This is a genomic window from Armatimonadota bacterium (genome assembly GCA_023511795.1).
GTDB lineage: Bacteria > Armatimonadota > UBA5829 > DTJY01 > DTJY01 > JAIMAU01.
Genome location: JAIMAU010000018.1, coordinates 1 through 14,157 on the forward strand (window position 1 = coordinate 1; position 14,157 = coordinate 14,157).

The following is a 14,157-nucleotide window of genomic DNA, read 5'->3' on the forward strand; positions in this document are numbered from 1 at the left end:
GTATTCAAATGTCCAACTGCTGTAATAACGATACCAATGAGAGAGATTCAATCAAAGCGTTCGTTAAAATGAAGTATGGTCAGATTGCAACGAATGCCAAGTACAACAAGAGAGCCTCATGCTGTGCCAGCAATGCTTGCGCAGATGCAATAACACAAGGTCTCTATGATGAAGCAGAGACAAAAGACATTCCCACAGAGGCACTGCTTGCCTCGCTGGGCTGTGGGAATCCGGTTGCGCTTGCCCAACTAAACCCAGGAGAAGTTGTACTTGACCTAGGCAGTGGCGGTGGAATTGATGTTCTTCTATCAGCTAGGAGAGTCGGTCCTACAGGAAAAGCTTATGGACTTGACATGACAGATGAAATGCTTGAACTTGCTCGACAAAACCAGCAAGCAGCAGGAATCGACAACGTCGAGTTCCTAAAAGGGAATATCGAGAATATTCCGCTTCCAGACAACACAGTAGATGTGATAATCAGCAACTGTGTGATCAACCTATCAACCGACAAAGATCGTGTATTTGCTGAAGCATTCAGAGTTCTGAAGCCCGGGGGCCGCCTTGCAGTAGCCGACATAGTTCTAACTCGACCAGTCGATGATGTCGTACGAAAGAACCTTGCGCTTTGGGCTGGGTGCATAGCCGGAGCACTTGAGATGAACGAATATAAGGAAAAGCTTAAAGCAGCTGGTTTCGCAAATCCAGAAATTGAGATTGTGAGGACATATCAGGCACACGATGCTGAGGGGATTATCCCTCCAGAGGTAATAACTGAACTTGGCGAAAAAGGCATTGAGGAGCTTACAAGTGCATTTGTTAGTGCTTTCATTCGAGCAACTAAACCCGAAAAGGAAGCAAAACAATGAGCTCAAATCTTAAGAAATTCGCATGGCTAGCTGGCTTTTTCCTGGCAGTATATTTCCTGCCGATTGACTCACCACGTGTAAGGAGAGCATTCATCGAAGCATTTGCGTTACTTCACGATTATGCGCGGGAGCACGTGTTGTTCTGTTTAATCCCTGCCTTCTTTATTGCTGGAGCGATTGCAGTGTTTGTGAGTCAAGCTTCAGTAATGAAATACTTTGGGCCCAAGGCTAATAAACTACTCTCTTATTCTGTTGCGTCTGTATCAGGCACAATTCTAGCCGTGTGCTCATGCACAGTTCTGCCCCTGTTTGCAGGGATATACATGCGAGGTGCAGGTCTCGGTCCGGCAACCGCATTCCTCTACAGTGGACCGGCAATCAACGTACTTGCCATTATACTGACGGCCCGGGTTCTTGGATTTGAAATGGGTGCTGCGCGCGCGATTGGCGCCATCGGATTCGCTTTCATAGTTGGAAGTCTAATGCATCTTCTATTCTTAAAAGAGGAGCAAGCAAAAGCAGTTCAAGCTGAGGAATTCCTCGTAAGCGAAGTTAAAGAAGCACGACCACTTTGGAAGACCGCTATATACTTTGCAGTGATGATTGGAATCCTGGTATTTGCAAACTGGGGACGTCCTGTTGTTAATAGGGGCGTGTGGGCAACAATATACCAGTTGAAGTGGGAAATTTCGGGTGTTTTGCTCATATTGCTTGCCGTTATCTTAAAGAAATGGTTTAAGAAGGAAGAACTTAAAGAGTGGGCATCTGTTACATGGGACTTTGCCCTGCAAATTTTGCCACTATTATTTGCCGGCGTATTGGCTGCTGGTTTTTTGCTTGGAAGACCTGGTCATGAAGGCTTGATACCCTCGACGTGGGTAGCATCACTGGTAGGAGGAAATTCCCTTTTTGCCAACTTCTTCGCTGGCGTTTCAGGAGCTCTTATGTATTTTGCAACACTCACTGAAGTGCCCATTTTGCAAGGACTCCTTGGCGCAGGCATGGGCAAGGGGCCAGCATTGGCGCTATTGCTGTCGGGCCCTGCGCTCAGTCTTCCAAGCATGCTCGTAATAAACAGCATTCTCGGAACAAAGAAGACGATTGCTTACGTATCAATAGTTGTAGTAACAGCTACGGTAGCTGGGCTGATTTTTGGTAGCACAGCATAACCAATTTTATTCATAGGAGGATAAATATGAAAATTCAAATTCTGGGTGTTGGGTGCCCGAAATGCAAAGCACTTACCGAAAATGTGGAAAAAGCCGTCAAACAAGCCGGAATTGACGCAGAAATCGAAAAAGTTACCCAAATTACAGAAATCGCCAAGTTCGGTATAATGATGACCCCAGGACTTGCTATTGACGGCAAGGTTGTTTCAGCCGGCAAAGTACTGGGCCCAGATGAAATTGTAAAGCTTCTAAAAGCCTAAATCCCGCATTCTAAGAAAAGAGGTCAGCAAACGATGAGCACCACATGGCGCATCTTTATCGTCATCGCACTTATTGCTCTTGTTGTAGGAGCAGTCGCAGTCAAGTCGCGCCATAGTGAAAAAGTTGGCGCACCTAAAAAAGAAACCACTGTCGTAAAAATAAACTCTGACAGTTCTCCAGAGCCACAACTACCTAAGTCCAAACTAGAAGCCGTGAATCAACCAAGTCAAACCAAGCCTGAGGTTGATGTATCTGCTGAGAAAAACGACGCAAAGCTTGCTGAGTCTTCAAAGGCAAACGCTCAAGCAAAAACAAGTGAGAAGTCAGAACAAACAAAGCAAGTACAAACAATTACCCAAACAAAATCCTCGATGCAATCAAAGCCTAACCAACCATCCACAAAGCATCTTCCTAAGCTCGTGGACATTGGTTCTGAACAATGCATTCCATGTAAGATGATGATCTCTGTCCTGGATGAGCTTAGCAAGGAATACAAAGGCAAACTTGAGGTTGTTTTTATAGACTTGCAAAAGAATCCCGAGGCGGCGGAGAAGTTCGGCGTAAAGCTTATCCCAACACAAGTGTTTTATGACGAAAAAGGCAAGGAATTCTTCCGACACACAGGTTTCTATCCAAAAGAAGAGATAATCGCTAGATTTAAGGAGCACGGTATCAAACTATAAAGGAGTCCAACTGATGATTTTACGTCTAAAGGCTCTAAGCCTCATGCTTGTTGCAGTTGCATTGATATTGGACACGGCATTTGGGCAGAGCAACAAAAACACGACAACTATCGAATCTAGGTTTCCAGGTTTGTCAAGCGGTCCTTTAAGCAAAGCCACTGTCACCTCTTTAAAGGGAGGCGCTATACTTGTTGCTGATGGCATAAGTATAACTGCAAAGGACATTTCGAATGAAATTGCCAAAGCTCCAAAGGAAACACAAAGCCAGCTTTCGAAGTACCCATTCTTTATGCTCGAACAAATAGCTATTCGCAGATTGATTACTAACGATGCAAAAAAGTGGGCTTCCAGTAAAGGAATAACTTCCAACTCAGACAGCGACCTGGTCGAGAAATACATGAATAGCTACTTAGGTGATATAAAAGTATCCGATGATGAAGCGACAAACTTTTTTAACGAAAACCGCAGTTTTTTTGGCAATTCCACCTTTGAACAAGCTAAACCAAGCATAAAAAGCTATCTCGAAAATGAAAAGCGAGCTAAAGCTGTAAACGACTTTATCAATTCAATCAGCGAGCGCCACAAAATTCAAATTTCGACCCTTTGGGCCAACCAACAATATCAAAAATGGATTAAAAATCCAGTTGAGAAAACTCGGCGTTCCGGCAAACCATCGATGGTGAACTTCGGTTCAGAAAACTGCCGGCCTTGTGAAATGATGAAGCCAATCATAGCTGGGCTTCAGAAAGAATATCAAGGCAAGATTAACATTGTCTTCGTCCACGTAGGAAAAGAGCAAGTACTTGGTGCAGTGTATGGGATTTCCGCAATTCCTGTCCAGGTATTCTATGACAAAACTGGCAAGGAACTTTTCAGGCACGTAGGCTATTTTGACAAAAGTTCGATTATCAAAAAATTCAAAGAATTAGGGTTCATTTGAATATGAGAGAATTATTTACCACACTCACGCAAGCTGTTGAAGGAACCCCGGCTGTTGCGTTGACAGCTGCGTTCATCTGGGGCGTGCTCAGCATCGTGCTGAGCCCCTGTCATCTGTCAAGCATCCCTCTTATTGTAGGATTTATCAGCAAGCAAGGAAAAACAACGCCAAGAAAAGCGTTTGTGATAGCTCTGTTTTTTGCTGTTGGAATATTATTAACGATTGCACTCATAGGCGTCATAACCGCATCCGCTGGTCGCCTAATGGGCGACGTCGGGCCAATTGGGAACTATATAGTAGCAGCCATCTTTTTTATCGTAGGCCTCTATTTGCTTGACGTAATCTCGATTCCTTGGTCTGGGCCCTCAATCTCCGTAAAGAGTAAAGGTTTCTTTGCAGCGTTTTTCTTGGGTTTGGTATTTGGGGTTGCGGTCGGTCCATGCACGTTCGCCTATATGGCGCCAATGCTTGGCGTAACTTTCAAAGTAGCCACTGCTAATTTGGCATATGGAATACTGCTTCTACTAGCGTATGGCATTGGCCACTGTTCGGTTATCGTGCTGATTGGCACTTCGACCGAGCTGGTTGAAGGATATCTTAATTGGAGCGAGGAATCGAAGGGCACGCAGACACTAAAGAGAATTTGCGGGGCGTTAATCCTTTTGGCAGGCGTTTACATGATTTACAAAACAGTTTGATTATTCGCTCGAGTTAGACTTTAGCATCTGAAAGAATTTTAAGCTTTTTATTTCGGCTGGCGAGCGATATCGTATATACCATTGCATTATGTGGCCAATTTGCTCCATGATGTTCGGTGAAATTTCCATTTTTTCTACCTCTGGCGCCTCCGCATGAAGAAGTTTTCGCATAATTTCAACCGTATAATAAGAAATTTGGATGGCATCCTCTGGTAAAGGACCGCACATTCGACATACAACGCCACCTAGTGATGGACTAAAAAACACCTCTCCTTCGGACAGCGGCTTGCGACAGCGAACACACTTATCGAGCGTTGGTTCGTAACCTAGGAGCTTCATAAATTGAAGCTCGAACATGTGGGCGATCTTCTCAGGGTCGTTTAGTCTCTCCAGCAAGTAAAGGCTGGAAAGGAGCAGGTCGAACATGTCAGCATTTGGCTCTCGCTCTTCAACAAATCGCTCAATAAGCTCGGCTAAATAAGTAGCATAGGCTAATTGCCTCAGGTTGCTTCGTACCCGGGGAAACGAATGACGAACCTCCACCTGAGTAATTACGTCGAGCGTTTTACCGGTTGCAAGCTGAAACTTTGCATAGGTAAGCGTTTCAGTGGCACCTGCAAGGCGGCTTATGGGTTTGCGAGCGCCCTTAGCAATAGCGGATATCTTTCCAAGCTCCCGGGTATAGAGCGTGGTTATACGGTCGGTCTCCCCAAAGTCAATCCGTCGCAGAACAATTGCATTAGCGGTATATAAAGGCACCCTTGCTATCTGCTCGCCTTCAGTAGCTCCTCCGGATCGTAGGCTTCCACAAGCGCAACTCCCGTGCTCGTGCCAAGCCGGCTGGCACCTGCATCTAGTAAATCCATCGCAAACTCTACAGTCCTAATTCCGCCGGAAGCCTTCACACCTATCGAAGGGCCAACAATTTCTCGGATAAGTTGGATATCCTCTACGGTAGCCCCACCCGGAGCCATGCCAGTCGAGGTCTTAACGAAATCAGCTCCAACATCGCGGATTATTTCACAAGCCTTAATTTTCTCCTCGCGGGTAAGGTATGCGGTTTCGATGATAACTTTTACCAACGTTCGCTTGGCATCTTCAGTTATACCAGAAAGCCTTGCGGCTCCGACTATATCCGCAAGCTCTCTTTGAACAAAATCGTAATCGCCTGACTTGAAGGCTCCAATATTCATCACAACATCGAGTTCCTCTGCACCATTTGTGACAGCATTCCTAGCCTCGTAAACCTTCGTAGACCTTGTGTTAGCACCAAATGGAAAACCAATTGGGGTGCAAACCTTAACATCCGAACCTTCCAACTGCCGTACAGCCAAAGGAACCCAGAAAGGAAAAACAACGACGGCTGCAAAGTGATAACGCTTTGCTTCCTCACAAAACTTAATAATCTCTTCCCGGGTTGCTGCGGGTTTTAGAAAGGTGTTGTCGATGAGCTTTGAAAACTGCTCCTTTGTATACAACCGTAAACCTCCAAAAAAAATTACTTTACTTTTGTTCCGGCTTTCAGTTCCGCTACCATTTTAGATAAATGACTAAAAAGTTCAGCGGAACCTCCATACTCCGCAATTAGGTTAACTAGTGCGCTGCCAACGACAGCACCATCGGCATAACTGCACACCTCGCGAACGTGTTCCGGCTTTGATACACCAAATCCCACAAGAACCGGAAGGTCCGTGCTGGCTTTTATTCGGGCAACAAGTTCGCTAACGCCAGAAGCTAGCTCAGTTCGCTCCCCCGTAACGCCAGTTCTAGACACACAGTATACAAAACCGGAGGCGACTTTGGCAACTTTCCTAATTCTTATATCGGTACTTGTCGGCGCTAACAAGAATATAGTATTTAAGCCATGGTGCTCAGCAACCTTCTTCCATTCTCCGGATTCCTCAACAGTAAGATCGGTCAATATCACGCCATCTGCACCTGCATCAGCTGCATCGCAGGCAAACTGCTCTAGACCATATCTTTGCACAGGATTGTAATATGTCATTAGAACAAGCGGGACGTCTGAAGTCTTGCGCACGTCGCGCACGAGACCAAGCACGCCACGCACTGTGGTTCCAGCTAAAAGCGCGCGCATTGAAGACGCCTGAATACTTGGACCATCCGCAATTGGATCACTAAAAGGTATACCCAATTCGATAATATCTGCTCCTGCTTGGGCAAGTGCTAGAACTATCTTGGTCGAAGTCTGCAAATCTGGGTCGCCCGCTGTAACAAAACACACTAATGCTCCTTCGCCAGCGGTTCGCAACTCAGTAAGTCGTTTCACAAGACGCGTCATCTTGCCACCTCCTCTATTGGAGGCTTGATGTGCGTCAGGTACTGCGAGGCTGTCTCGACGTCCTTGTCACCTCGCCCAGATAAGTTTATTATCACAATTTTGTCTTTGTCCAGAGCTGGAACAAACTTGCGTGCATAAGCAAAAGCATGCGCTGGCTCAAGCGCCGGGATAATGCCCTCAGTCTTTGCCAGCCACTCAAAAGCCTCTAATGCTTCACGGTCAGGAACGGCGACATACTCGGCGCGACCGATTTCTTTAAAATAGCTATGTTCAGGACCCACCCCAGGATAGTCCAAGCCGGCTGAAATAGAGTGAGTCGTGCAAACCTGACCATCCTCATCTTGAAGCAAGTAACTTCTAGCTCCGTGGAGCACTCCTTTTGACCCGGCGACTAGAGTAGCGGCATGCTGGCCAGTATCCAGCCCGCGTCCAGCTGCCTCGACGCCAATAAACTTAACCTCCAAATCGGCAACAAATGGGTGAAATATGCCCATTGCATTGCTGCCTCCACCGACGCAAGCAATTATATAATCTGGAAGCCGACCCTCGCATTCAAGAATCTGTTGCCTGGCTTCCTTTCCAATAACCGACTGAAAGTCGCGCACTAGCATTGGATAAGGATGTGGACCTGCAACGCTCCCAATTATGTAGTGTGTGCTCCTAACATTTGTTACCCAATCTCGGAGCGCTTCGCTCATTGCGTCTTTCAAAGTGCGAGTTCCCGACTTTACTGGAATTACTTTAGCCCCAAGCAGTTGCATTCTAAACACATTCAAAGCCTGTCTATGTACATCTTCCTCGCCCATATATATTTCGCACTTAAAGCCGAACAAAGCACAAGCTGTAGCTGTGGCTACTCCATGCTGACCAGCCCCGGTTTCGGCGATTATTCTTGGCTTTCCCATTCGTTTGGCGAGAAGTATTTGGCCCATTGTGTTATTCATTTTGTGAGCGCCTGTGTGACAGAGGTCCTCTCGCTTTATGTATATTTTCGCACCACCCAACTCACGAGTCATTCTATCGGCAAAATAGAGCGGCGTCGGTCTTCCAATATAATTCCTTAAATAGTAATCAAGCTCTTCTTGGAAGGAGGGGTCGCATCTTGCCTCCTCATATACCTTGGTCAGCTCATCGAGGGCCGGAATCAAAGTTTCAGGGACAAACCTTCCGCCAAACTCACCAAAGTGCCCCAGACTGTCGGGAACATTAAACGCATTTCTTTGCATTTCTAATAAACTCCTTGATTTTCTCATGACTCTTCTTGCCGGGGTATGCTTCCACCCCTGTGGAAACATCAACCCAGTCGGGGCAAGCTATTCTAATAGCATCTGAGACATTGCTAGGATTGAGCCCACCAGCAAGAATTATATCTTTACCAAGTTTTCTGGCTTCTTTGGCAAGATTCCAATCGAATGTCTTGCCCGTCCCTCCCATTTTACCTTCTACATGTGTGTCAAGTAGAATAGCCCAGCAAATGCTTAGGATGGGGTCCTTAGCGGCTTGGTTTATATCATCGACAGATTTGACCCTCAGCGCACGAATAATTCCAAACTGAGGCTCTAATGAATCCAAACTGCCATGGATTTGAGCGCTAGAAAGCCCGGTCTCTTTCATTATTTGCGATATTTCATCCGCGGTTTGATTTGCAAAAACGCCCACGGTGATTATTGATGATGGGATTACTTCCTTAATTTGGCAAACTTCTTCTATGCCAACTTTTCTTGGGCTCTCAGCGAAGACAAAACCAATAGCATCTGCTCCAGATTCTACAGCCAATACTGCATCTTCAATATTCGTTATTCCGCAAATTTTTACTTTCATTCGCTAACTTGCCCACTACTCACGCCGAAGTCAGCAACTCCCTTACCTTTACCCTTGGGTCCGGCTCGCGCATAAGAGACTCTCCAACCAAAATGGCATCCACACCAGCTTCCATTAACCGCTCAACATCGAGGCGAGTAAATATGCCACTCTCGCTCACTAATATTCGATCTCCAGGAACCATTTTTGCAAGCTCAACCGTGGTTTCCAATTTCGTCTCAAAAGTTTGAAGGTTTCGATTGTTAATGCCAATAATTTCAGCTCCAGATTCCAGTGCCACTTCCAACTCCTCTGCTGTATGAACTTCGACAAGACAAGCCATTCCGAGGTCAGACGCCAACGCCATAAGTTCTGCAAGTTGGCTTTTCGAGAGTGCGGCCATTATAAGCAATATTGCGTCCGCTTGTGCCATTCGTGCTTCATATACTTGAAAAGCATCAATAATAAAATCCTTCCTCAGCACCGGAAGATTTACGGCGTTGCGCACAGCTGTGAGATATTCAAGCCGCCCTTGAAAATATTTCTCGTCGGTTAAAACCGATATTGCAGATGCACCAGCTTCCTCATATGCTCGCGCAATTGCTACTGGATCGAAATCCGACCTAATCAAGCCCTTTGAAGGTGATGCCTTCTTTACCTCTGCGATTAACCTGATAATCAAAGAAGGTCCACGGCCGGCGGATGATTTTTGTACAGCAAGAGCGGCGCGAAAATCCCTTGGCGGAGAAGTTTCCTTTGTTTTAAGTTCATCTATCCGCCATTGGGACTTTCGGGAATCAATTTCAATACGTTTGTCTGCGAGGATTTTTTCGAGGATCAACCCTATGCCAGCTCCTGACTTAGCCTCCTAAGTCCCTCCAACGCTGCAAATGCCCTGCCTGAGTGAATGGATTCTAAAGCTAGTGCTATTCCGTCTTGTATTGTTGGTACTTTGTTAGAGATCATTAGAGCAGCGCCGGCGTTCAGAGCAACAATGTCTAACCTGGGCCCTGGCACTCCTCTCAAGACATCTTCAACAATCTTCGCACTCTGAGAGGCTTCCTCACCTTGGGTTAGATTTTCAACGGTCGTACTACTTAAGCCGAAGTCATTTGGGGATATTTCAAACGTTTCTACTACACCATTTCGAAGCTCAGTGACTTTGGTTTTCCCCAGCGTTGATAGTTCGTCAATACCATCGAAGCCATGAACTACTATTGCGCGTTCACTACCTAGCCTCCGGAGTGCTGCTGCCATCAGCTCGGTAAGACGTGGCTCCGAGACCCCGATGAGCTGCCTCTTTGCGCCGGCTGGATTCGTTAATGGCCCTAAAATATTAAACACTGTGCGTATGCCAATTTCTCTACGCGGGACGACCGCGTGCTTCATCGAAGGATGGTGCGCTGGTGCGAACATAAAGCCAATGCCGACTTTATCTATGCACATTGCTACTTTATCGGGAGAGAGGTTAATATTTACCCCAAGTGCTTCCAGGACGTCTGCGCTTCCACATTTGCTTGACATGGCGCGGTTTCCATGTTTGGCAACTGCAACTCCGGCACCTGCAACTACGAAGGCAGCGGTCGTGGAGATGTTGAAAGTGTTCAGATGGTCGCCCCCTGTTCCACACGTATCAACCAAGCTGTCTGGCTCACACTTCGTGGGTATCTTAACGCTTTTCTCCCGCATTACCCGCGCAAAGCCAGTTACTTCATCAACCGTTTCTCCCTTCATTCGCAAAGCGGTGATTAGGCTTGCGATTTGGGACGGCGTTGCAGCACCGTCCATAATCTCTTCCATGACAGCAGCGGCTTCTTCCTCTGTTAAATCAATCCCCTCAACGACTTTCTTTATAGCTTCCTTAATCATGCAATCCCCCTCACCCAGGATAGAAATTTTTCACAATATTACTTATATTGTTTGATTAAATACTTCATATATTTTTCCCTTAGGGTGGTCATACAATTTGCACTAAAGCCTCTTTTGCCCCTTCCTCATTGAATGTCTTTAGAGCTACACTTTCATTGCCAAGAAGTTTCTGAGCAGTTCTTTTCCGTGCTCTGTGAGGATTGATTCAGGATGGAATTGTACCCCTTCGATTATAAACTCCCGATGCCGAATGCCCATAATCTCGCCAATGCCGGTCTCTGCACTGATTTCCAAGCAAGCCGGAAGAGTTTCGCGTTTGATGATGAGGGAATGGTATCTAGTTGCTCGAAATGGATTTGGCACGTCTTTGAAAATGCCCTTGCCATCATGGTAAATCATCGAAGTTTTTCCATGCATTAGTCGCTCAGCCCGAACTATATCACCGCCAAATGCATATCCGATGCTTTGATGGCCAAGGCATACGCCCAGGATGGGAACCTTTCCGGCAAAGTGCTTGATTGTTTCAACAGAGATACCCGCTTCTTTCGGGCTACACGGCCCAGGCGAAATCACGATTTTATCTGGCTTAAGGTGTTCAATTTCCTCAATTGTTATTTTGTCGTTTCGGAAAACTTTGAGCTCTTCGCCCATCTCGCCTAGATATTGCACTAAATTGTAAGTAAAGCTATCGTAGTTATCAATCATTAGAATCATCGGCAAAACTCCAAATAAAAATACCCAACAAGCAATTACTCAGCTTTTGCAACAATACCTATTTCCTTGTTTCAGACCTCTTAGCCAGTCTAATCTAACCCTTTTTCAGCAAGTTCAATGGCTTTCATTAATGCCCCAGCTTTATTCATGCACTCGCGGTATTCTAGCTCCGGGACAGAATCGGCAACAATTCCAGCGCCAGCCTGCATGTGGGCGATTCCATCTTTAACAAGAATTGTGCGGATGGTGATGCACGTATCTATATTTCCAGAGAAACTAAAGTAGCCGATTGCGCCAGCATATGTTCCGCGCTTAGTTGGTTCAAGCTCTTCGATTATTTCCATTGCACGAATTTTTGGCGCTCCGGAGACCGTGCCTGCCGGGAACGTCGCTCTGAGCACATCGAACTGGTCTAAGCCATCGGCAAGTTGGCCCCGGACGTTCGAGACTATATGCATAACGTGGGAGTAGCGTTCAATAACCATTAGCTCGTCAACGGTCACCGTACCGTATTTGCAGACGCGGCCAATGTCGTTGCGACCTAAGTCTACTAACATGATATGCTCAGCTCGTTCTTTTTCGTCGGCAAGAAGTTCTTTCTCCAATGCCTTATCTTCTTCATCGTTCTTGCCCCTGGGCCGCGTTCCCGCAATCGGGCGTGTAGTAACCACTCCCCTGTCTTCGGTCACTAGAATTTCGGGCGACGAACCAATCAACTTTACGTCATCATAGAAGAGATAATACATATAAGGAGATGGGTTCACTGAGCGTAGCGCACGATATACATCGAAAGGATCCGCGCTGAGCGGTGCTGACAGTCTCTGTGAAAGCACAACTTGAATGACGTCGCCAGCTTTGATGTACTCCTTAGCTATTTCAACTGCTTTCTCATACTCCTCCTGCGTCATGTTCGCCGACGGCTTCAAATCGGAGGGAGCCTCTGCTGGCTTTTCTGATAATGATAGAGGCTGGCGTAACCGCTGGACAATTTCCTCGATTTTCTCCACGGCTAAGTCATAAGTTGTCGCCGGGTCCGAACCAACCTCAGGATTGCAGATAACTTTCAACCTATGCTTTAGATGGTCAAAAACGACAAATATGTCGGTGAATATGAAGAAGCAATCCGGGATATTTAAATCATCAATAGTATCGTCTGGCAGTTCCTCAAAGAACCGGACCATATCATAGCCGATATATCCAACAGCACCACCGCAGAACCTAGGAAGTGTTGGATCATCCACCCACTTGTACTTTGAAAGCAAGTTCTTAAGAATATGGAGTGGGTCTTGGCCTTGCTCCAGCGTAACTTTATCTGCCCTCATGCGTTGGATAATTTGCACATCACGGCCTTTGCTTTTAAAAACTAGGAAAGGGTCTGTGCCGAGAAATGAGTACCTTGCAAGACGCTCGCCGCCTTCCACGCTTTCAAGAAGGAATGAATACTTTCCACGAGCGATCTTCCGGTAGGCAGAAACTGGCGTTTCCATATCGGCGATTATATCGCGGTAAACGGGAACTAGATTCCCAAACTCCGACCGGCGAATAAATTCCTCTTTAGTGGGGTAATACATGCCCGGCTCTCCAATTTCAAGAGGTTGGTTTAGCTTAAGCTTTCCAACCATCATGTTGTTTCCGTATTGTAGCAGAAATAATGTATGCTGGTCAATGTCCGTAGGGCATTGCTTCTAAAAATCCAAGCACATGTGTGGTATAATTGCCAAAATAGGACACGGAGGATGCTAATCTGAGTGCAAAAATGGAAGGCAAACAGCCCATACCTGCAGTAGCTGCCATTATCGTGGAAGAAGGAAAGTTGCTACTTATAAGACGTGGAGCCGAACCAAACAAAGACAAATGGTCGATTCCTGGCGGCAGCGTTCAATGGGGTGAACCACTCAAGGAAGCCGTTAAGCGAGAAGTTCGAGAGGAAACCGGTTTGGATGTAGAGGTGGGTAAAATTGCAGGAGTTTTCGACCTCATTGTTCGTGATGAAGCAGGCAACGTAGCATATCACTATGTCATTATTGACTTTTTTGCAAAGCCTGTTGGTGGAAAGCTAATCCCAGGCGATGACGCCGTACAAGTGCGATGGGTGCCAATTGAGCAAGTTGGCGAGTATGAGCTTTCGACGTTCCTAATGTCTCGGCTGAAGCAAACGAAAGTTCTTTAAAAATCCTATCAGTGTGCGGAGATATCAACACAACCTAACCATTTTTCTCCATCATCTCGATTAACAATTGCTTGGCTGCTTGGATTGCTTTCGCCCGATGGCTTATTTTGTTTTTCTCCGCGGGAGGAAGCTCAGCCATGGTTTTGCCAATATCTGGGAGGAAAAAGATAGGATCATACCCAAAGCCATACTCGCCCCTGGGCTCGTGTGCAATACGGCCCTCGCAAGTGCCCTCAACAACCACTGTGTATCCATCTGGCCTAGCAATCGCTATTGCCGCGCGGAACCTTGCAGTCCTCTTGCCCTCTGGCACGCCATCCATTAACTGAAGAATGAGCATATATTTATCGCGGTCACTCGCTCCCTGTCCGGCAAACCTGTTCGAAAGTACGCCTGGTCGACCACCGAGTGCGTCAACCTCTAGGCCTGAGTCATCCGCGAGAGCAACTTTCCCAGTGGCTTTTGCTGCTTCAAGCGCCTTAATTGTGGCATTTTCAGCGAAAGTTGCGCCTGTTTCCTGGGGTTCTGGTATTCCAGGAAAATCAGCAAGGGAGAGTATCCGAATCGGTAGATCGGCAAGCATAGCACGGATTTCCTCAACCTTTTTCAGATTTCTTGTTGCGAGAACGATTTCGCGCATGGGGAACTCTTTCGACAGTAAAAATCAAAGTTATGGAAAAACTATATC

At 46.4% G+C, this 14,157-nt stretch carries 17 protein-coding genes; 7 read left to right on the forward strand and 10 right to left on the reverse strand.

Annotation, left to right across the window (positions count from 1 at the left end; genetic code table 11):
- Positions 1-8: 8 nt before the first annotated feature.
- Genes K6T99_11225 through K6T99_11250 form a run of 6 tightly spaced genes read left to right on the forward strand, consistent with a single transcriptional unit; the run spans position 9 to position 4,617 of the window.
- The gene (locus K6T99_11225; protein ID MCL6520392.1) at positions 9-866 is read left to right on the forward strand and encodes an arsenite methyltransferase; all 858 of its coding nucleotides are present in this window, start codon (positions 9-11) and stop codon (positions 864-866) included.
- Positions 863-2,035: a permease gene (locus K6T99_11230; protein MCL6520393.1), complete on the forward strand. Its 1,173-nt coding sequence runs from the start codon at positions 863-865 to the stop codon at positions 2,033-2,035. The genes K6T99_11225 and K6T99_11230 overlap by 4 nt, the downstream gene beginning before the upstream one ends.
- A 26-nt stretch (positions 2,036-2,061) precedes the next feature.
- Positions 2,062-2,295 carry a thioredoxin family protein gene (locus K6T99_11235; GenBank protein ID MCL6520394.1) on the forward strand — a complete coding sequence of 78 codons (234 nt, stop codon included), beginning with the start codon at positions 2,062-2,064 and terminating at the stop codon, positions 2,293-2,295.
- Positions 2,296-2,328: 33 nt separating this feature from the next.
- Positions 2,329-2,979 (forward strand): thioredoxin family protein, encoded by a 651-nt coding sequence (locus K6T99_11240; GenBank protein ID MCL6520395.1) that lies wholly within the window; start codon positions 2,329-2,331, stop codon positions 2,977-2,979.
- 13 nt (positions 2,980-2,992) lie between these two features.
- The gene (locus K6T99_11245; protein MCL6520396.1) at positions 2,993-3,919 is read left to right on the forward strand and encodes a thioredoxin family protein; all 927 of its coding nucleotides are present in this window, start codon (positions 2,993-2,995) and stop codon (positions 3,917-3,919) included.
- A 2-nt stretch (positions 3,920-3,921) separates the two neighbouring features.
- A complete protein-coding gene (locus K6T99_11250) occupies positions 3,922-4,617 on the forward strand; it encodes a cytochrome C biogenesis protein (protein MCL6520397.1) in 696 nt (231 codons plus the stop codon).
- On the opposite strand, the gene recO is transcribed toward K6T99_11250, so the two are convergent.
- The 9 genes from recO to trpE all read right to left on the reverse strand — a co-directional run bounded on the left by recO (position 4,618) and on the right by trpE (position 12,870).
- Positions 4,618-5,376 carry a DNA repair protein RecO gene (gene recO / locus K6T99_11255; protein ID MCL6520398.1) on the reverse strand — a complete coding sequence of 253 codons (759 nt, stop codon included), beginning with the start codon at positions 5,374-5,376 and terminating at the stop codon, positions 4,618-4,620.
- Between the two features lie 5 nt (positions 5,377-5,381).
- Positions 5,382-6,095: a deoxyribose-phosphate aldolase gene (deoC, locus tag K6T99_11260; GenBank protein MCL6520399.1), complete on the reverse strand. Its 714-nt coding sequence runs from the start codon at positions 6,093-6,095 to the stop codon at positions 5,382-5,384.
- Positions 6,096-6,115: 20 nt separating this feature from the next.
- Entirely contained in the window at positions 6,116-6,916 is an 801-nt protein-coding gene (trpA, locus tag K6T99_11265) for a tryptophan synthase subunit alpha (protein ID MCL6520400.1), read from the reverse strand.
- Positions 6,913-8,142: a tryptophan synthase subunit beta gene (trpB, locus tag K6T99_11270; protein ID MCL6520401.1), complete on the reverse strand. Its 1,230-nt coding sequence runs from the start codon at positions 8,140-8,142 to the stop codon at positions 6,913-6,915. Before trpB ends, trpA begins: the two co-directional genes overlap by 4 nt.
- A complete protein-coding gene (locus K6T99_11275; GenBank protein MCL6520402.1) occupies positions 8,123-8,737 on the reverse strand; it encodes a phosphoribosylanthranilate isomerase in 615 nt (204 codons plus the stop codon). Before K6T99_11275 ends, trpB begins: the two co-directional genes overlap by 20 nt.
- A gap of 19 nt (positions 8,738-8,756) precedes the next feature.
- Positions 8,757-9,563 carry an indole-3-glycerol phosphate synthase TrpC gene (gene trpC / locus K6T99_11280; protein MCL6520403.1) on the reverse strand — a complete coding sequence of 269 codons (807 nt, stop codon included), beginning with the start codon at positions 9,561-9,563 and terminating at the stop codon, positions 8,757-8,759.
- Positions 9,560-10,585: an anthranilate phosphoribosyltransferase gene (gene trpD / locus K6T99_11285; protein MCL6520404.1), complete on the reverse strand. Its 1,026-nt coding sequence runs from the start codon at positions 10,583-10,585 to the stop codon at positions 9,560-9,562. The genes trpC and trpD overlap by 4 nt, the downstream gene beginning before the upstream one ends.
- Positions 10,586-10,729: 144 nt before the next feature.
- On the reverse strand, positions 10,730-11,299 hold the full coding sequence (pabA, locus tag K6T99_11290) for an aminodeoxychorismate/anthranilate synthase component II (protein MCL6520405.1): 570 nt from the start codon (positions 11,297-11,299) through the stop codon (positions 10,730-10,732).
- A gap of 89 nt (positions 11,300-11,388) precedes the next feature.
- Positions 11,389-12,870, reverse strand: a complete 1,482-nt coding sequence (trpE, locus tag K6T99_11295; protein MCL6520406.1) for an anthranilate synthase component I — start codon at positions 12,868-12,870, stop codon at positions 11,389-11,391.
- Between the two features lie 185 nt (positions 12,871-13,055).
- Between trpE and K6T99_11300 the strand changes: the two genes are divergently transcribed.
- Positions 13,056-13,469 carry an NUDIX hydrolase gene (locus K6T99_11300; protein MCL6520407.1) on the forward strand — a complete coding sequence of 138 codons (414 nt, stop codon included), beginning with the start codon at positions 13,056-13,058 and terminating at the stop codon, positions 13,467-13,469.
- A gap of 34 nt (positions 13,470-13,503) precedes the next feature.
- Here K6T99_11300 and K6T99_11305 read toward each other — a convergent pair whose 3' ends face one another.
- On the reverse strand, positions 13,504-14,109 hold the full coding sequence (locus K6T99_11305) for an XTP/dITP diphosphatase (GenBank protein ID MCL6520408.1): 606 nt from the start codon (positions 14,107-14,109) through the stop codon (positions 13,504-13,506).
- Positions 14,110-14,157 lie beyond the last annotated feature (48 nt).